Annotated in this window: 14 protein-coding genes; 6 read left to right on the forward strand and 8 right to left on the reverse strand. The window is 67.1% G+C overall.

Annotation, left to right across the window (positions count from 1 at the left end; translation table 11 throughout):
• Window positions 1-26: 26 nt before the first annotated feature.
• Both AC1RWI_RS23215 and AC1RWI_RS23220 read right to left on the reverse strand, forming a co-directional pair.
• Window positions 27-1169, reverse strand: a complete 1143-nt coding sequence (locus AC1RWI_RS23215) for a DUF1275 domain-containing transporter (protein ID WP_492869006.1) — start codon at window positions 1167-1169, stop codon at window positions 27-29.
• A gap of 25 nt (window positions 1170-1194) precedes the next feature.
• Window positions 1195-1482: an HPr family phosphocarrier protein gene (locus AC1RWI_RS23220; protein WP_492869025.1), complete on the reverse strand. Its 288-nt coding sequence runs from the start codon at window positions 1480-1482 to the stop codon at window positions 1195-1197.
• 220 nt (window positions 1483-1702) lie between these two features.
• On the opposite strand from AC1RWI_RS23220, the gene AC1RWI_RS23225 reads away from it, so the two are divergent.
• Window positions 1703-3067 (forward strand): M20/M25/M40 family metallo-hydrolase, encoded by a 1365-nt coding sequence (locus AC1RWI_RS23225; RefSeq protein WP_492869008.1) that lies wholly within the window; start codon window positions 1703-1705, stop codon window positions 3065-3067.
• A gap of 18 nt (window positions 3068-3085) precedes the next feature.
• On the opposite strand, the gene AC1RWI_RS23230 is transcribed toward AC1RWI_RS23225, so the two are convergent.
• From AC1RWI_RS23230 to AC1RWI_RS23250, 5 genes are read right to left on the reverse strand one after another with little or no spacing between them, the layout of a single operon-like run.
• A complete protein-coding gene (locus AC1RWI_RS23230; RefSeq protein WP_492869010.1) occupies window positions 3086-4891 on the reverse strand; it encodes a dipeptide ABC transporter ATP-binding protein in 1806 nt (601 codons plus the stop codon).
• Window positions 4888-5712, reverse strand: coding sequence for an ABC transporter permease (locus AC1RWI_RS23235; protein ID WP_492869012.1), 825 nt, complete (start codon window positions 5710-5712; stop codon window positions 4888-4890). The genes AC1RWI_RS23230 and AC1RWI_RS23235 overlap by 4 nt, the downstream gene beginning before the upstream one ends.
• A gap of 6 nt (window positions 5713-5718) precedes the next feature.
• On the reverse strand, window positions 5719-6660 hold the full coding sequence (locus AC1RWI_RS23240) for an ABC transporter permease (protein WP_492869014.1): 942 nt from the start codon (window positions 6658-6660) through the stop codon (window positions 5719-5721).
• A 7-nt stretch (window positions 6661-6667) separates the two neighbouring features.
• On the reverse strand, window positions 6668-8221 hold the full coding sequence (locus AC1RWI_RS23245) for an ABC transporter substrate-binding protein (RefSeq protein ID WP_492869016.1): 1554 nt from the start codon (window positions 8219-8221) through the stop codon (window positions 6668-6670).
• Between the two features lie 28 nt (window positions 8222-8249).
• Complete coding sequence (locus tag AC1RWI_RS23250) at window positions 8250-9359, reverse strand: C45 family autoproteolytic acyltransferase/hydrolase (protein ID WP_492869018.1); 1110 nt, start codon at window positions 9357-9359, stop codon at window positions 8250-8252.
• A 229-nt stretch (window positions 9360-9588) separates the two neighbouring features.
• Between AC1RWI_RS23250 and AC1RWI_RS23255 the strand changes: the two genes are divergently transcribed.
• From AC1RWI_RS23255 to AC1RWI_RS23265, 3 genes are all read left to right on the forward strand, one after another.
• Window positions 9589-10455, forward strand: coding sequence for a GntR family transcriptional regulator (locus tag AC1RWI_RS23255; protein WP_492869020.1), 867 nt, complete (start codon window positions 9589-9591; stop codon window positions 10453-10455).
• Between the two features lie 318 nt (window positions 10456-10773).
• The gene (gene aptA, locus AC1RWI_RS23260; RefSeq protein WP_492869027.1) at window positions 10774-12072 is read left to right on the forward strand and encodes an omega-aminotransferase AptA; all 1299 of its coding nucleotides are present in this window, start codon (window positions 10774-10776) and stop codon (window positions 12070-12072) included.
• Between the two features lie 14 nt (window positions 12073-12086).
• Window positions 12087-13550, forward strand: a complete 1464-nt coding sequence (locus AC1RWI_RS23265) for an NAD-dependent succinate-semialdehyde dehydrogenase (RefSeq protein WP_492869022.1) — start codon at window positions 12087-12089, stop codon at window positions 13548-13550.
• A gap of 48 nt (window positions 13551-13598) precedes the next feature.
• Here AC1RWI_RS23265 and AC1RWI_RS23270 read toward each other — a convergent pair whose 3' ends face one another.
• Window positions 13599-16166, reverse strand: coding sequence for a sensor domain-containing protein (locus AC1RWI_RS23270; RefSeq protein ID WP_158408325.1), 2568 nt, complete (start codon window positions 16164-16166; stop codon window positions 13599-13601).
• Window positions 16167-16405: 239 nt separating this feature from the next.
• Here AC1RWI_RS23270 and AC1RWI_RS23275 point away from each other — a divergent pair, with 239 nt between their 5' ends.
• Both AC1RWI_RS23275 and AC1RWI_RS23280 read left to right on the forward strand, forming a co-directional pair.
• On the forward strand, window positions 16406-17095 hold the full coding sequence (locus AC1RWI_RS23275) for a cobalt-precorrin-7 (C(5))-methyltransferase (RefSeq protein ID WP_043358227.1): 690 nt from the start codon (window positions 16406-16408) through the stop codon (window positions 17093-17095).
• 165 nt (window positions 17096-17260) lie between these two features.
• On the forward strand, window positions 17261-18112 hold the full coding sequence (locus AC1RWI_RS23280) for a universal stress protein (RefSeq protein WP_043355537.1): 852 nt from the start codon (window positions 17261-17263) through the stop codon (window positions 18110-18112).
• The last annotated feature ends 31 nt before the right edge of the window (window positions 18113-18143 follow it).

The raw sequence follows: 18143 nt of genomic DNA on the forward strand, positions 1-18143 counted from the left end.
GTACCTTCAGGGCCTGGAATCGAAAATCAGTTGCTCCGGAGCCACGGAACATAGCGCGCGAGCAGCGCCGCCATCACAATGGCGCCGCCTATCCACAGCACGATGATGACCGCGGCCGCTACGCGGCTGCTTGGGCGTTGCCCGGCCGCAACGGCGGCGGCCCGGTACTCGCGCATGAGGTCCGGCGGGATCATCCGGATGGCCAGCATGACCCCGAGCGGCACCAGCACGACGTCGTCCAGGTAGCCGAGCACCGGGATGAAGTCGGGGATCAGGTCGATCGGCGACAGCGCGTAGCCCGCCACCAGCAGGGCCGTGGCTTTTGCGTACCACGGCGTGCGCGGGTCGCGCGCGGCCAGCCACAGGGCATGGACATCGCGCAAGACCTCGCGCGCCCATTTGCGCCCGTTGGCGGCCAGCCGCGCGCCGTGGGCCCGCGCATCGTCCACCACCGGCACGAACGCCAGCACCAGCAGCAACGCCGCCAGCGCCAGCGTGGCGCTGAATCCCAGTTGCTTGAAGCCCAGCGCGCCGACGACGCCGCCGAAGAAGAACAGCGTCACCAGCGCGGCCAGCATGCGCAGCCGGGACCGGTTGGCCAGCACCGGCGGCCTGGCCTCGTCGGATTTGGCGAGGTTCCAGTAGAACAGCTTGCCGAGCTCGATGCCGATATCGGTCACCATCCCGGTGAGATGGGTAGTGCGGATCTCGGCGTGGGAAATCTTGGTGATCATGGCGTTTTGCAGGCCCATGATGAAGCACAGCACCATCACCGTGGCGGGTATGAACAGCCATTGGTGATTGCCAAGGTTGCCGCCGAGCAAGCCAAAGCACAGCAGCAAAATGGCCTCCAGCATCAGGGGCAAGGCATATTCGCTGTTCAGGTGCTCGCGCCGCGCCCAGTTGATGAGCACGGCGGAAGTGGCCGCGCCAGCCAGGAAGGACAGCAGTGCGCCAAGTCCCTGCAGGAGCAGCCCGACCTGCCCCAGCGCCAGGTGGTCCGCCATGGCCGAGACGATGCCCGTCATGTGGGAGGTGTACTGCTGGACGGCAAGGAAGCCCCCGGCGTTGGTGGCGCCGGCCACAAAGCTGAGATAGCCGGCAAGCTGCCGGTTGGCGCGCGGGCTGCGTACCCGTCCGGTGAGGTTGCGCAGGTAGGTGATGGGCATGGTCGCTGACTGCCGGGCCGGCCGCTTAGTCGGTCAGCAACGCGCAGATGACGCGCAGCGCCACCGACTCGTCCGGGCCGCTGGCCTGGATGCGCAAGCGCAGGCCGGCGCGCGCCGACAAGCGCATGACCTCGGAGACATTCTTGGCGTCCGCCGCGCAGTCGTTGCCGCTCAGCTGGATGTTGCACTCGAACTGGCTGGCCGTGGTGGTCAGCCGTGTGGCCCTGCGGCCCTGCAGGCCGTGTGGGCTGGACATCTCAATCGTTGCTTCTACCACATCACCCTCGGTAAAACCTCTATGCAGCGTGGACACCGGGCAAGCCGGAAGGCGGGCAACAGGCACGGCATGGCCTGACGCCAAGTACTGAATGGTAATCCAATTACCTTGCCCGGCACATGGATGCCACATGCCGCCCACTGCTTGCTGCCCACTATCTCCCGCCTCGCTGGCAGAATATGGCTTCGCCCGGCCATGCCCGATGCCTGTGCCGTTTGTCTTGCCGCCATGTTCTTTCCGGAGCCATTGCCCCACCATGCAAGCACGCCCCCAATCTGTTGCCGTCCCGTTCCGTCCGCTTTCCCTGGTGCTCGCGGCGCTCGCCCTGGCAGGCAGCCATGCCGTTGCGCAGACCATCCCCGTGCCAGCGGTCTCGCCCGCGGTGGAGCGCACGTACGCCACGCTCGAAGCCGCCCCGCTGGTCAGGAAAGTGCTGGCCGACGTGAGGGCGGATGACGCGCGCTCGCTGAGCGATCTCAAGGCGCTGACCGAGATCCCCGCGCCGCCGTTCAAGGAGAAGGCACGGGCCGAGCATTTCCTCTCCCGGCTCAAGGCGCTTGGCCTTGCCGATGCGCATATTGATGCCGAGGGCAATGCCATCGGCATCCGCAAGGGCAGCGGGAATGGCCCCAAGCTGCTGATCTCGGCGCATCTGGACACGGTCTTTCCCGAAGGCACCGATGTCACGGTCAGGCCGCGCGATGGCCGTCTCTATGCACCAGGCATCTCGGATGACACGCGCGGGCTGGCGGTCCTGTTGTCATGGCTCAAGGTGCTCAACGACAACCAGGTGCGCACCGTGGGAGACCTGGTGTTCGTTGGCAACGTGGGCGAGGAAGAACTGGGCAACCTGCGCGGCATGAAGGCCGTGTTCCGCGACCACCCGGATATCGACGGCATGGTCGGGCTGGAGCCAGGCGTGGGCGACCGGGTGCTGTCACTCGGCACCGGCAGCCATCGTTACGAGGTGACGTTCCGTGGCCCGGGGGGCCACAGCTTCGGCGCCTTCGGCCTGCCCAGCGCCATCCACGCGATGGGACGGGCCATTGCCAAGGTGAGCGACGTGCGCCCGCCCGAGGATCCCAAGACCACGTTCACGGTGGGCACGGTGGGCGGCGGCACGTCGGTCAACGCGATTGCGGGCGATGCGCGCATGGCGGTGGATATCCGCTCCAACGCTACGCCGTCGCTGCTGGAAACCGAGAAGCAGATCATGGCGGCCATCGAGGCCGGGGTTGCCGAGGAAAACCGCCGCTGGCATCCGGCCGACGCGGCCAGCCAGATCACCTACCAGGTCAAGCAGATCGGCGACCGTCCGGCGGGCCGCACGCCGCCTGACGCCACTATCGTGCAGGCGGCGGTGCGCGCCATCAAGGGCTACGGCAAGGGCACGCCCAGCCTGCGCGGCGGCAGCACCGACGCCAATGTGCCGATGTCGCTCGGCATTCCCGCCATCATCATCGGCAGCGGCGGCAAGACCGGCGGCTTCCATGCCCGCGATGAGTGGTACGACCCGACCAACGCCTGGGAAGGCGCCCAGGTCGGGCTAACCACCGTGCTCGGGCTGGTGGGCGTGCAGGGCGTGAGCCAGCCGTTGCTGGAAAAGCGCGCCGCCAGGTAGCCAGCGGGCGGTGTCGGCCTAAGTCGCCACCGCGACCAGATGCGCGAAGCGCGCATCCGCCGGGGCGGGGGGCGCTGCACATGCGGCTACCAGCCGGCGGGAGGCTGGCGCATCGCCACTCGGGTCGTAGTAGCGCCGCGGGCCGCCAGGGTTGGGTGGTACGGCGCGGGTCTCGATGCGAAACCCTGCTTCGCGGCTGCCGCGAAGCTCCGGCACCGCCTGCAACAACCGCTGCGTATAGGGGTGCGTGGGCCGGTCGAACACGGCATCGCGCGTGCCTTGCTCGACCGCATGGCCGCGCAGCATCACGATGACGCGATCGGCCACTTGCTCGACCACGCCCAGGTCATGCGAGATCAGCAGGCAGGCAAAGCCATAGCGCCGCTGCAGCTTGGTTAGGGTATCCAGCACCTGCTTCTGCACGGTCACGTCGAGCGCCGACACGGGTTCGTCTGCGATGACGATATCCGGGCGCATCACCAGCGCCCTGGCGATGGCCACGCGCTGGCGCTGGCCGCCCGAGAGCTCATGGATATGGCGGGTGGCGTAGCCCGCATCGAGGCCGACATCGGCCAGCGCCACCAATACGCGCTCACGCCGCAGGGCCGGAAGCACCGAGCGGTCCGCGTGCAGCCCCTCGCCAACGATGGCCTCGATACGCATGCGCGGGTCCAGCGCCGAGTACGGGTCCTGGAACACCATCTGCACACGATGGCGCGCGGCCTGCAGCGTCGCCCGGGAGGCCTCGGCGAGATTGCGCCCGTGCAGCAGGATTTCGCCTTCGGCTGTGCCTGCCAGGCCCAGGATGGCCTTCATGATGGTGGTCTTGCCGCTGCCCGATTCGCCGACGATGGCCAGGGTCTCGCCGGGGGCGAGTTGGAAGCTGGCGTCGTGGACCGCGCGTACGGCCTTGCGCCGGAACCAGCCATCGGCAACGTGATAGTCCACCGCCAGCCCGCGCACCTCCAGGATGGGTACGGTTGCCGCGGCGGGCGCCGCCGGCTCGTTGCCGCGCTTGGGCAGGGCATCCAGCAGGCTTAGGGTATAGGGATGGCTCGGGTGTGACAGTACGTCCGCCACGGCGCCGGTCTCCATTGCCTCCCCGCGTTTCATCACCAGCACGCGCTGGGTGTACGCGGCGACGAGCGCCAGGTTATGGCTGATGAAGATCAGCGCTGTGCCTTCGGCCCGCGTCAGTTCCATCATCAGCTCGAGCACTTCCTTTTGCACCACGCAATCGAGCGCGGTGGTGGGCTCATCGGCAATCAGCAGCTTTGGCTTGAGCAGCATCACCGCGGCCAGCAGGATGCGCTGGCGCATGCCGCCGGAGAACTCGTGCGGGTAGCGCTGCATCGCCGCGCCGGCGTTGTGCACCTTGACGCGCTCCAGCATGGCGACGGCCTTGTCGCGAGCCTCATCGTGGCGCAGGCCGCGCCTGAGCACCAGCGCCTCGGTCAGCTGGCTTCCAATGCGAAAGGCTGGGTTGAGCGAGACCATGGGTTCCTGGAACACCATGCCGATCTGCGTGCCGCGCGTGGCCAGCCAGTCCTGCGCCGGCTGGGCCAGCAGGTCGCGGCCCTGGAAGCTGGCGCTGCCGCCGGTGATGCGGGCGGCGTCGGGCAACAGCCCCAGCAGCGCCTTGCCAATCATGGTCTTGCCGCTGCCGGACTCGCCCACCACGGCCAGCGATTCGCCGGCGCACAGGTCAAAGGAGATCGCGTCGACCACGGTATTGAGCGTGTGCCTGGCGCCGGGGAAGGCGATACTGAGATTGCGCACGCTCAGCAGCGGCGCATTTGCGTTGGAATCTGCCATTGCGGTCATGCCGAAGCTCCCTTCATGCGCGGGTCGAGCATGTCGCGCACCGCGTCGCCGAACAGGTTGATGCCAAGCAACGCGAGCGAGATCATGCCGCCGGGAAACGCCGCCAGCCAGATGGCCTGGTCCATGGCGCTGCGGCTCTCCGCCAGCATGCCGCCCCAGGTGGGTGCCGGCGGCGGCACGCCCAGGCCAAGGAAGCTCAAGGCGCTCTCGGCCAGCAGCGCGGAGCCGAACAAGGAGGTGGAGAACACGATCAGCGGCGCTACGCAGTTGGGCAGGATGTGGCGCGTCACGGTCCAGGTGCCGCTGTTGCCCATGGCCTGCGAGGCCACGACGAAATCGCGCTGGCGCAGCGACAGAACCGCGCCGCGCGCGATCCGTGTGACCGAAGGGGTGTACGCAAGGCCAAGTGCCAGCACCACGCCCCATTTGGAGGGCCCGAGGATGGTCATGATGCCAAGTGCGAGCAGCAGGCCGGGGAAGGCCATCAGCGATTCGATGAAGATCATGATGCCGCGGTCCCACCAGCCGACAAGGTAGCCACACAGTACGCCGATGACGGTGCCCACGGCCAGCGCGAACAGCACTGAGCAAACGCTGACGGTCACGCTCACCGCGGCGCCGGCCATCACGCGCGACAGCACGTCCCGGCCGAAGTCGTCGGTGCCGAACCAGTGTTCCGCGCTGGGCGGCGCAAAGCGGGCGAGCAGGTCGCCGTCGATGGGATCATAGGGCGTATGGATCATGCCCGCGATGGCTAGCAGGAGCACCAGCGCCATCAGCGCTGCACCCACCACGGCATTTGTGTATTTGAGTTTCGACATAGCGTTCTACAGCTTGATGCGTGGGTCGAGCAGCGGATAGAGGAGGTCTACCACCAGGTTGACGGCGACATAGAGCAGCGCGATAAACAGCAGGCAACCCTGGACCACGGGATAGTCGCGGGCGTAGATGCTCTCGATCAGCAGCCGCCCGATGCCTGGCACGGTAAACACGGTCTCGATTACCGCCGCGCCGGAGAGCAAGTGGCCGAGGATCAGGCCGATCACCGTCAGCGTCGGGCCAAAGGCGTTGGGCAGCGCGTGGCGCAACAGCACGCGGCGCTCCGGCAGGCCCTTGGCGCGTGCGTGAGCCACGTATTCCAGGCGCAGCACTTCAATCGTGCTGGCGCGCATCATGCGCGTGATCGCGGCGATCTCGGTCAGCGCCACGGCGATCACCGGCAGCACCAGGTAGCGCACCGCGCCGAAGCCGGACTCGGCAATCGACTCGAAGCCATAGGTGGGTAGCCAGTTGAGCTTCACCCCGAACAGCCAGATCAGCAGGATGCCGATCCAGAAGCTCGGCATCGACACCAGCAGGATGGACGACGAGACAATGGCCACGTCCGACGCCTTGTTCTGCCGCCACGCGGAGAACAGCCCGGCCGGCACCGCGATCAGGCAGGCCAGCGCCGTGGCGGCCAGCACGATCTGCGCGGTCACCGGGAAGTGCGACAGGATCAGGTCGCGCACCGGCTCCTTGCGGGCGATCGACATGCCCAGGTCGCCATGCAGCGCGCGGGCGGCCCAGATCGCGTACTGCTGCGGCAGCGGGCGGTCCAGGCCGAGCGAGGCGCGCACCTCGGCCAGCACCTGCGGGTTATCGATATCGCCGAGCATCAAGGTGGCAGGATCACCGGGAATGGCGCGGATCATGCCGAACACCAGCAGCGAGACGATCAGCACGGTGGGGATGGCGGTGCCGATCCGCTTGAGCATGTAGGACAACATGGCGCGCTCAGTGCTTGGTGAGGTTGAACAGACGGGGCTTGCGCAGCGCCCAGCCCTTGAAGCCGGTCACGTTGCGGCTGACCACGACCATGCCGGGCTTGTTGTAGACCATCGCCATCGGCACGTCGGCAATCATCATGTCGTGCAGCTTCTCGAAGGTTTGCCTGCGCACGGCTTCGTCCGGGTTGCCCTCGATGCTGTCCAGCAGCGTGAGCGCTTCGGGGCTTTCCCACTGCGCCATCGGCGTCTTGCTCTTGTTGCCCAGCATGTCGCGATAGAGCAGGGCGGGCTCGGTGCGGGCCGAGTAGCCGAAAGCCATCAGCTGGAACTTGCCTTCGCGGAAATTGGACACCTGCGTGGCCCACTCCAGCATCTCCAGTTCGGTCTTGATGCCCGCCTTCGCGAGCAGCGATTGCGTCACCACCGCCAGCCGGTACATGTACGGGTAGCGCTTGTTGGCCTGGATCTTGATCACTTCGCCTTTGTAGCCCGCGGCGTCCATCAGCGCCTTGGCCTCGGCGAGGTTCTTGGCGTAGCCACGCTTCTCGGCCGCGGAGTAGTAGCGGCTTGCGGCGGGGACCAGCGACGGGTTGTACTGCGTGAGCCCGTTGTTGAGGGCCTTGGTGACGGCCGGCAGGTCCAGCGCCAGCACGATGGCGCGGCGCATGCGCACGTCCTTGAGCAAGGGGTCGGTGCCCTGCATGAGCAGGTTCACGGTATCCAGCCCTTGCTCCACCACCACGCTCCAGCGCGGGTCCTTGGGCGGCAGATTGTCTTCGTCGGCGTTGATGATGTCGACCTGGCCCGCCATCAGTGCGGCCTTTTGCGCCGCTGCGTCGGGGATCACGACAAAGCGCAGGTTGGCCAGCGCCTGCTTGTTGCCCACCATGCCGTCGAGCGGCTCGGGCCGCGGCTTGTAGCCGTCGAAGCGGGTTAGCAGCACCGATTGCCCCTTCTTCCAGTCGGCGAACAGGTAGGGGCCGGTTGCCACCGGCTTGACCCATGCGCCTTGGGCATCGACGCTGCTCGGGTGCAGCACTGCCAGCGGGCATTGCACGTTGGCCATCTGGTCGAGGAACAGGGCGTACGGTTCCTCCAGCCGGAACACCACGGTATCCGGCGTGGGCGTGTCGACTGCTATCACCTTCGGCCCCTTCGTGCCGTCATAGAGGTTGCGGCACATCCACTCCGACTTGGGGTTCATCAGGAAGTTGTAGCTCCACTTCACCTCGGCGGACGTGACCGGCGCGCCATTGTGGAAGGTGGCGCCCGGACGCAGCTTGAACGTATACGTCCGTGCGTCGCGGGACACGGCCCAGCTGTCGGCCAGCATGGGTCCCACGCTCATGTCGGCGCGCAGCGCCACCAACGACTCCACCACGTGCAGCAGGATGTTGTCGGTCGAGGTGTTGCGGGTCCGGTTGCCGGGCATCGAGGTGGCTGTCCCGGCGCCATCCGCATAGCGGATCTCCGGCAGCGGCGCGGCGCTTGCTGCAGTTGCCGCGCCGGCAACTGCTAGCACTAGCGCGAGCCGGCGGGCGATCATCGTGATCTTCGTCATGGTCTCTCCTCCGCTTGGGGGGGCGTTCTTATAGGCGGTATTCGACGAAGTGGCGCGATTCGTAAGGCTTGCGGGCAATCCACATCGCGCCCGAGGCCGGCTCCATCAAGGCGGTGGCCACGGTCGCAGAGATGCTGGCGAAGCTGGCCGGCTTGGGCGAGCGCAGCACGCCGTCGGGCTTGGGCAGTTCATCGGCCAGCGCGGCCTTGATGATGTCCCAGTCGATGCGGCCGGCCGCGCGGGCGAGCGCGGCTTCGGTGCGGCGCTGGCGGTAGATGGAGTCGGGGTTTGCGGCCAGGCCCTTGTCCTGCAGCTTGGTGCGCGCCACCGGGCACATCCAGTGGTTGGCGTGGACCAGCACGCCGTTTTGCGGGGTGATCCAGAAGATCTCGTCGGGCGCGCATTCCAGGTCGACCGCTTCGCCCTCCGCCTGCGCCAGCAGCAGGTTGTTGGAGCAGAAGCGGGTGGAGGCCCACAGCACCTTCATGGCGTTGCAGATGTTGTCGGCTTCCAGCATCTTGCGGCGCACCAGCACCAGCGGCACCTCGGCGGGGCGCTTGTAGTCGAGGTTGGAGGTCAGGAAGTTGCCGCTCAAGGACACGCCGGCGCTGTTCATGCCGAGCCGAGCGAGGCTGCCCGCTTCGGTGAACATCAGGAGGTCCGGGCCGTTGTCGCGCGCCATGCGCACCACGATGCCAGTGTCGACGCATTCCTCGCGCCAGTCCCAGTTGTGCGCGTGAAGCAGGCGGCCATTCGCCGAGGCTTCGGGCAGCACGATGAGGCCGGTGCAGCCATCGTCCGGCTCGTCGCCCGCGGGCTTCAGCTCGGCGTGGCCGAACATCATTTCGGTGCGGCAGTTGATGACGATGATGTCTTCCAGCGCAACCTGCGCGCCGGCGGCGATGCCCTTCATTTCTTCGAGGTAATCGGGGTCGTAGCGCGTGATTGCCGGGGCCATGGCCATGGCCAGCGCCTTGAGGCGTTCGGCGCCGACGCCGCGGCGCTCCAGTTGCGTGCGGTACAGCGCGACGCTGCGGGCAACCCGTTCCGGCACCGCGGCGCCGTGCTGCCGGCCCCGCTCGAACGGGCTGCCATGCAACTCAACCAACGGGAAGGACGATTCTTGGGGTGACGACATTGGCAAGGCTCCGGCATGTGTGGTGGTACGGTGGGAAATATTTTGTACTAAATTAGAATGAAGTGCAATGTGACAATCCGATTATTTGCGCCGCCCCGTTTTCAGCGCTACCATCGCGGCTCTTGTCACGCCGTCTTGTGGCGGATGCACCGCACCCTGCCCGCGGAGCTCCACCAGGACTGATTCCATATCCCTGCCAATGCCAGCTTCCAGGAAACGGTCGGCGCCCGTGCGCGTCTCGCCGCTGCAAATCGATCTAGCGCGCCGCATCGCGCGCCAGGTGGTGGAGGGCGAGCTCCAGCCCGGCGCGCACCTGGCCGAGGAAACGCTCGCCGCCCAGTTCGAAGTGTCCCGCACGCCGGTACGGGCCGCGTTGCGACTGCTGGCCGAGCGCGGCCTGATCGCCTATCGCGCCAATAGCGGCTACTTTGTCGAGGCCAAAGCCGAAGGGATGGAAGTGCCTGACTTTGGCGAGTCGGGGATGGGCGGCGATGAGTTGTATCGCCAGCTGGTGGATGGGCGGGCGCGCAAGCTGTTGCCGGATACGCTGACCGAGATCGACCTGCTGCGCACCTATCCGGTGTCGCGCAGCCTGCTGACCAAGACGCTGATGCGGATGATGGCCGATGGCCTGGTGGAGAAGCGCGCTGGTCATGGCTGGCGCTTCCTGCCGTCGCTGGAGACGCCGGAGGCGCTGGCCGAAAGCTACCGTTTTCGCATGATCGTGGAGTGCGCAGGCTTGCTGGAGCCCACCTTTGCGGTCGACCCGGTGCAGATGGATCGATGCCGCAAGGCGTATGAGCAGGTGATCGAGCAGGGGTACACCAATCTTTCCCCGGGCGAGTTCTTTTCGCTCAACACTTCCTTTCACGAAATGCTGGCGCGTTTTTCCGGTAATCGTTTCATTCTCCAGGCGGTGCAGCAGCAGACTCAGTTGCGCCGGCTGGAAGAGCACGCCGCCTTCTATCGCCAGATCAACCTGATCGAAGCTTGTCAAGAACACCTGCAGATCATCGACGCGCTGGCGCTGGGCGATCGCGAATGGGCCGCCGCCCTGATGCGCCGCCACCTGGTCACCGCGCGCGACCTTAGCTAGCGGTTTCCTTTCTTCCCCGATTTGCCGCCACCTCCACCGCTGATCAGCGCGGTGCGGTGGCGTTCGTCCGTGCGCGCTGTTGGTGCTGGCGGAGGTGCGCATGCACTGCGGCTGTGAATCGTAATTGCACTTTATAAGTGTTTGGTACAAAATGGGCGGCACGTTGTTCCTCTGGCTGATCCTCCTCCTCTTCTTCTTTTTCTTCTGTCCCCGACCCAGACGCCGCCCATGTCCGCTCAGACCGTATTGCCCGATTCCCTTTCTGCCACGGCCGCCGCCCGGCCCGATTGCTCTCCCGAGCGCTCTCCCAATGGCTCGATGGACGCCTACTGGATGCCCTTTACCGCCAACCGCCGCTTCAAGCAGCAGCCCCAGCCCCAGCTGTTCTCCGAGGCCGACGGCATGTATTACGTCCGCCCCGACGGCAGTCGCGTGCTGGACGGCATCGCGGGGCTTTGGTGTGTCAACGCTGGCCACCGCCGCACCGAGATCGTCGATGCCATCGCCCGCACCGCGTACCAGCTGGACTATGCGCCGTCGTTCCAGATGAGCCACCCGCTGGCCTTTGAATTTGCGGAGGCCTTGATCGCCGAAGCGCCGGCGGGCTTCTCCAATGTGTTTTTCTCCAATTCCGGCTCGGAGGCCGTGGACTCGGCGCTCAAGATCGCGCTGGCCTATCACCGTGCCCGGGGCGAGCCGCAGCGCGTGCGCCTGATTGGCCGCGAGCGTGCATACCACGGGGTGGGATTCGGCGGGCTGTCGGTGTCCGGCATTGCCGGCCATCGCAAGCCCTACGGTAATCTGCTGCCGTGGGTCGACCACCTGCCGCATACCTACAACCGCGAGGCCATGGGCTATTCGCGCGGGCAGCCCGAGTGGGGCGCCCACCTGGCCGATGAGCTCGAGCGCATCGTGGCGCTGCACGATGCGTCCACCATCGCCGCGGTCATTGTCGAACCGGTGTCTGGCTCCACCGGTGTGCTGGTGCCGCCCGTCGGCTATCTGCAGCGGCTGCGCAGCATTTGCGACAAGCACGGCATCCTGCTGATTTTCGACGAGGTCATCTCGGGCTTCGGCCGGGTTGGCGGAGCCTTCGCGTCCGAGACCTTCGGCGTGGTGCCCGATATCCTGACCAGCGCCAAGGGCCTGACCAACGGCGCGGTGCCGATGGGCGCCACACTGGTGCGCAGCCATGTGTACGACGCTTTCATGCACGGCCCGGCCGGCAGCATCGAACTGCCTCATGGCTATACCTATTCCGGCCATCCGATGGCTTGCGCGGCGGGGCTGGCTGCGCTGGACATCTATCGCCACGAGGGGCTTTTCACCCGCGCCGCCGAGCTGTCCGAGCGCTGGGCCGACGCGGCGCACAGCCTCAGGGGGCTGCCGCATGTGGTCGATATCCGCAATATCGGCCTGCTGGCGGCGGTTGAGCTGGCGCCGGTAGCCGGCCAGCCCGGGCAGCGCGGCTATGCCGCGCACCTGGCTTGCCTGGACAAGAACTGCCTGATCCGCGCCTCGGGCGACATCATGGTGCTGTCGCCGCCGCTGATCATCGAGGACGCGCAGATCGATACCCTGTTCTCCACGCTGGGCGACGTGCTCAAGGCTCTGTAAGCGGGGAGATGTCCATGGATGCAATGACAAAGACAAAGGACGGGGCGGCGGCCGGGGTGCCAATGCTGATCGGCGGTGAATGGGTGCGCGGCGAAGCCGGTGGCTTTGTGCTGTCGGATCCTGCCAGCGGCAACGTATTCAATGAATTCTCCGGGGCTTCGGGCGCACAGGTGGACCGCGCAGCCGCGGCAGCCGCGAGCGCGTTTGCCGGCTGGAAGGGCCGCAGCGCGCAGGACCGCGCGGCGATCCTGCGCGCTGCGGCGGACCTGTTGCGCGCGCAGGCCGAGCCCCTCGCCGTCACGCTCACGCGCGAACAGGGCAAGCCGCTGGCGGAGGCCAGGGCGGAGTGGCGCAGCGCCATCGAAGTGCTGGCGTGGTACGCGGAGGAGGGCTTGCGGGCTTACGGGCGCATCGTGCCGGCCCGCGCCAGCGGCCTGAGTCAGCTGGTCACACGCGAGCCCATCGGGCCGGTGGCCGCCTTTGCGCCATGGAATTTCCCGGCGCTCACGCCAATGCGCAAGATTGCGGGCGCGCTTGCCGCGGGCTGTACGTGCGTGATCAAGCCGGCGGAAGAAACCCCCTTGTCCACGCTGGCGATCGCACGTGCCTTGCGGAGCGCCGGGCTACCCGACGGCGTGCTCAACGTGGTTTGTGGCGATGCGCCCGCCATTGCCTCGCGCCTGCTGGCCTCGCCTGCGATCCGCAAGATGTCGTTTACCGGCTCAACCCCCGTCGGGCGGCTGCTGGCGGCCCAGGCCGCGCAGCGCAATATCCCGGCCACGCTGGAGCTCGGCGGACAGGCGCCGGTGCTGGTGTTCGCCGACGCCGATCTCGACCTGGCGGTGGCGCAGGCAGGCAGCGCGAAATTCCGCAATGCCGGGCAGGTCTGCACGGCACCCACGCGTTTTCTGGTGGAGGCGCCGGCGTATGAGGCTTTCGTCCAGCGGCTCTCGGCCTATGCGCACGGGCTGCGCGTTGGCGCCGGCACGGACTGCGCCACGCAGATGGGGCCGCTGGCCAATGCTCGCCGGGCCGCGCAATTGCAGGCGCTGGTCGACGACGCGCTGGCGCAGGGCGCCGAGGCGTGCCCGGCCGGGAGCCTGCCTGCCGGGGATGGCTTTTACTTTGCACCGACGGTGTTGCATGGCCTGGGCGGCAACACGGCCCGCATCCTGCAAGAGGAGCCGTTCGGGCCGGTGGCGGCTTGCCAGCGTTTTGCTAGCTTCGACGAGGCGATCACGCTGGCCAACAGCGTGCCGTTCGGGCTGGCGTCCTATGTGTTCACGCGTTCGCTGAAGACCGCGCATCGGGCTGCGCAGGGGCTGGAGACCGGCATGGTGGGGGTCAATACGGCACGGGTGGCCGTGGCCGAAACGCCGTTTGGCGGCGTCAAGGACAGCGGCTATGGGTCCGAAGGGGGCAGCGAGGGACTAGGCGCCTACTTGCAGACCAAATCGGTCAGCCTGGCTTTCGATTGAGGGGGCAGCCTGCTGGAGGTCGGGAGCGGGGCGCCGCCCCGCTGCTTCCTAACGCCGCGAATGCATCTCTCCATGTTCCGCCGGATGCGGCTCAACCGCCCGCGGCGCGGCGATCCATTTCGCCACCGCCAGGGCATCCAGCGGGCGCGAGAACAGGTAGCCTTGCCCCATATGGCATCCCTGCGATAGCAGGAAGCGCCGCTGGGCTTCGTTTTCCACGCCTTCGGCGATCACCGCAAGCTTCAGGCTGTCGCCAATGCGGATGACGGCGCTGGCCAGCTCGCGGGCGGCGGCATCGCTTTCCAGGTCGATCACAAAGCTCTTGTCCAGCTTGAGCTGGTGCACCGGCAATTGCCTGAGGTAGCCCAGGCTGGAATATCCGGTGCCGAAGTCGTCCATGGACAAGCGCACGCCCTGCGCGTGGATGGCGGCAACGGTGGCGGCGAGGCTCGCGTCATCTTCCATCAGCAGCCCTTCGGTCATTTCCAGCACCAGCGCCTGGGCGGGCAGCCCATGGCGGGCCAGGGTCTCGGCCACTTGCGCCGGCAGCCCCGGGTCGCGGAAGCTGGCGGGGGAGATATTGACGGAGATCGTGGGTACGGAAAGCCCTTCCCGGCGCCACGCGGCCAGCTGCGCGCACGATTGCTCCAGGACCCAGCGATCCAGCGCGCCGATCAGGCCGCTGTCTTCGGCCAGCGGCACGAAGCGGTCCGGCGACACCATCCCAAAGTGCGGATGGTGCCAGCGCACCAGCACCTCCAGGCCGTAGAGGCGCCCATCGCGCAGGAACACCTGGGGCTGGAAGTTGAGGTGAAGCTCCTCGGCCAGCAGGGCGTCGCGCAGCGCGGACTCCAGCGCCAGGCGCTCCTGGGCGGCCCAGTTCATCTCGATGCTGAAGAAGCGGAACAGGTTGCGCCCCGCGGCCTTGGCGTCGTACATGGCCATCTCGGCGCAGTGCAGCAGGTAGTCCAGCGCGTCGCCGTCGGCCGGGAACATGCTGATGCCGATGCTGGCCGAGGGTGCAATGCTGGCGTGGTCGATGCGCAGCGGCTGGCGCAGCGCGGCCAGGATGCGCTTGCCCGCCGCAATGGTCTGGGCGCGGTCGCTGTCGGGCAGCACCAGCGCGAATTCGTCGCCCGACAGCCGCGCCACCAGCGCGGAATCCCCGGCGTGCGCGCTAAGGCGTTGCGCAACCTCGCGCAGCAGCTTGTCGCCGCCGACGTGGCCGAGCGAGTCGTTGATATGCTTGAAGCGGTCCAGGTCGACGAACAGCACGCTGAGCGTGGTGCCGGCCGAGCGTGCCGCGAGCAGCAGGGTGCCGGCCTGCATCTGCAGCAGGCTGCGGTTGGGCAAGCCGGTCAGTGAATCGTAGTGGTCGAGCTGCAGGATCCGCTCGGCGGCTTCCTCGCGCTCGAATGCGAGCTTGCACAGCGAGGCGCATACCTCGGCCAGTTGCTGGTGGAAGGCGTCGGGCTGGCGGACGGTGCGGCAGTAGAAGGCCAGCGTGGCAAGCACCCGCCCATCGCTTGCCTTGATCGGATAGGACCAGCATGCCGCCAGGCCGAGGGGTAGGGCGAGATCACGAAAATCCACCCATAGCGGATCGTTGGCGATATCACTGACCATCACCGGCTCGCCCAGCCACGCGGCCGTGCCGCAGGAGCCCACGGATGGCCCGATGGTCAGGCCGTCCAGCGCCGCCGCATAGCCCGGCGGCAGGCCGGGCGCGGCCAGCGGGTGCAGGCGGCCATCGGCGTCCACCCGCAGCACGGACGCGATCACGGAGGGTGCCACGCGTTGTACTTCTTCGCAGATCAACTCCATCACGGCCGGCAGCGGCTGCTCCATCACCATGGCTTGCAGTACCTTTCGCTGCAGCATCTCGTAGGCCCGCTGCTGGGTGATGTCGGAGAGGATGACGATGGCGTGATGCCGGTCGCCGGTCGCGCTGACCAGATGGCGAACGGTGGCGCTGACCCAGAGTGCGCTGCCGTTGCGAGCATACACCAGCGCCTCGTGGCGCTCGCCGCCCGGGGATGAGCGCTGGGCATGCAAGCGTTGCATCACGCCGGGATCGGTGAACTCGCCGGCCAGTATCTCGCGCGGGGTCTTGCCCCTCAGCTCCCAGGGCTTGTAGCCCAGCATGCGCGTGAGCCCGGCGTTGGCGTACACGATGTGCCAGTCGGCATCGACCACCAGCACGGCGCTGTCGATCTCGTCGGCAATGACGGATAGCAACGGGTGATCGTCGCGGCTGGCATCCGGGGGGCTGGCCACCTTCACCAGCAGCGTGCGCAGCGTAGCGTCTCCCAGGCGGGTGCTGGATTCCGCGACATGGCCAAAGCGAAGTTCGCCATCCGGCCTCAGGATCTGGACGGCGGGCAAGGGCTGGGCACGCTGCGCGTCGGCACCCGGCAGCTTTTGCACGAGCGCCTCCACGTTCATGCCGAAGACTTGCGTACGGGATGCGCCATAGAGTGCCTCCGCAGCAGCGTTCAGGAAGATCACCTTGTTGTCCGTGTTCAGGATGAAGACGGCATCGGTGGCTTGCTCGAGCGAAGTGCGGAACAACTGATGGGGGTCGGCTATGCTGAGCGCTTTGTCTCTATCTGGCATGAGTGAGGTAAACGTCGCTAACGACCGAGGATGCCTGCCTTGCCCGGTGGGCTCGCGGGACATTGACTCGGCTCTGAAGCAGGTATCGGCATCCGGTGCCGGATCCTGAAGTACTTTTTTTGCGCCGGCGTTCCCCGGCGCAGGCCTTGCGCTCCGATGGCTTGGCATAATTGCGCCCTGTCTTGACGGGGCGATGCGCGCGCCGTCCCTTTTTGCATCGATCGATGCGGGGATTCTTCATGATCATCTGCGCCGGCGTTGGCCCCGGGCACCTCGACTTCCTGACCCACGGCGTGGCGGAACTGATCCGTGGCGCCGACATCGTGGCTGGCTTCGACACGGTCATCGACGCCGTGCGCCCGCTGGTGCCGCCGGCGGCCCAGGTGGTCACCATGGGATACCAGGACCAGGTGGAGCGGCTTGCCTGGGTTGCCGCCGAGCACCATGGCGGCCGGCGCTGCGTGGTGCTGTTCATGGGCGACATGCATTTCAGCGGCTTCCAGTACCTGGAGCGGGTCGAGCGGGCATGCGGCCATCCGGTGGATACCGTGCCCGGCATCTCTTCGGCCCAGGTGCTGGCCGCGCGCGGCAAGGTTTGCTTTGACGAGACCACCTTCCTGACTTTTCACCGGCGCGGAGACCTGGAGCCGTTCAAGCGCCATCTTGTGCACGTGCTGGCGGACCAGCGCAACGCCATCGTGATTCCGCGCCCGTGGGATTTCATGCCCAGCGATATCGCCGCCTGGCTGGTCGCGCAGGGCGCGCCGCCCGAGCATCCGGTCGAGGTCTGGGAGAATCTGACGCTGGCCGATGCGCACTGGCGTGGCACGCTGGCCAGTTGCACGCCGGCGTTCACCGATATGAGCATCATGCTGATCCGTGCGCTGGCGCCAATGGCCAGCCAGATCGAGCCGCCGAGCCTTGCGTAGCCCCGCGCGCCGGCCGCGCCCGGCAGGTCCCGGCGTTGATCTGCCGCAATTCGGCCGCCTTGTCCGCTTGCACTGCCCCGCGCACGGAGTAGAGTCCATTTTCGGATAGTCGCAAAAAACGTCAGCAACCGTGTGCAGGGGTCTGCGGATCGGAGGGAGAACATCATGTATTTCAAGACCGTACTGGTCGAACTCGGCGCCGATCCCGGCTGTGCGGATCGCGTCAACCTGGCGGCGGAGCTGGCGCAGCGCTCGGCCGGCCATGTGATCGGGGTGACGGCCACCGGCATGCGGCTGGAGCCGTTCCGGGGCGCGGGCGACGAGGCGGGATACTACGCGGAACTGGCCCGGCGCCAGTTGCTGGCGCAGGGCGCCGAAGCCAGCGCCGCATTTCATCGGGCCATGAGCGAAGCGGCGCCCGGCGTGGGCTTCACCCATCGGATCATCGAGGACGACGTGGGCTGGGCGCTGGTCCAGCAAGGTCGGGTGGCGGACGTGGTTGTCCTGGCCCGCTTGCCGGGGCCGGAATCCATCCCGGTGCTGGTGGCACAGACCCCGGAATATGTGTTGCTCAACACCGGTCGCCCGGTACTGCTGGTGCCGCCGGGCGTGCGGCATCTGCCCTGCGAGCATGTCGCCATCGCATGGGATGGCGGGCGCGAGGCCGCCCGGGCCGTGGCCGATGCGATACCCCTGCTGCGCCTGGCCAAGCGTGTCACCGTGGTGTCGGCATCCAGCACGCATGACGGCGAGGCGACCCACGGCATGCCCGATGTGCCCGGTGCGCACGCCGGCCTGCGCGACCACCTGGCACGCCAGGGCATCACCAGCGTCATGCACGCCGTGCAAGGCAGCCACCGGGTCGGCCAGTTGCTGCTGGAGGCAGTGCGGCATTTGCAGGCCGACCTGCTGGTGGCGGGCGGCTATGGGCACGCCCGGCTGCGTGAGCTGGTCACTGGCGGCACCACCCGCACCCTGATGCGCCACGCCGACATTCCGGTGTTGATGTCGCATTGAAGGTTGGTCTCGGCCGGCATCAATATATTTA

It is taken from the genome of Cupriavidus sp. MPR-AND1C (assembly GCF_058809705.1).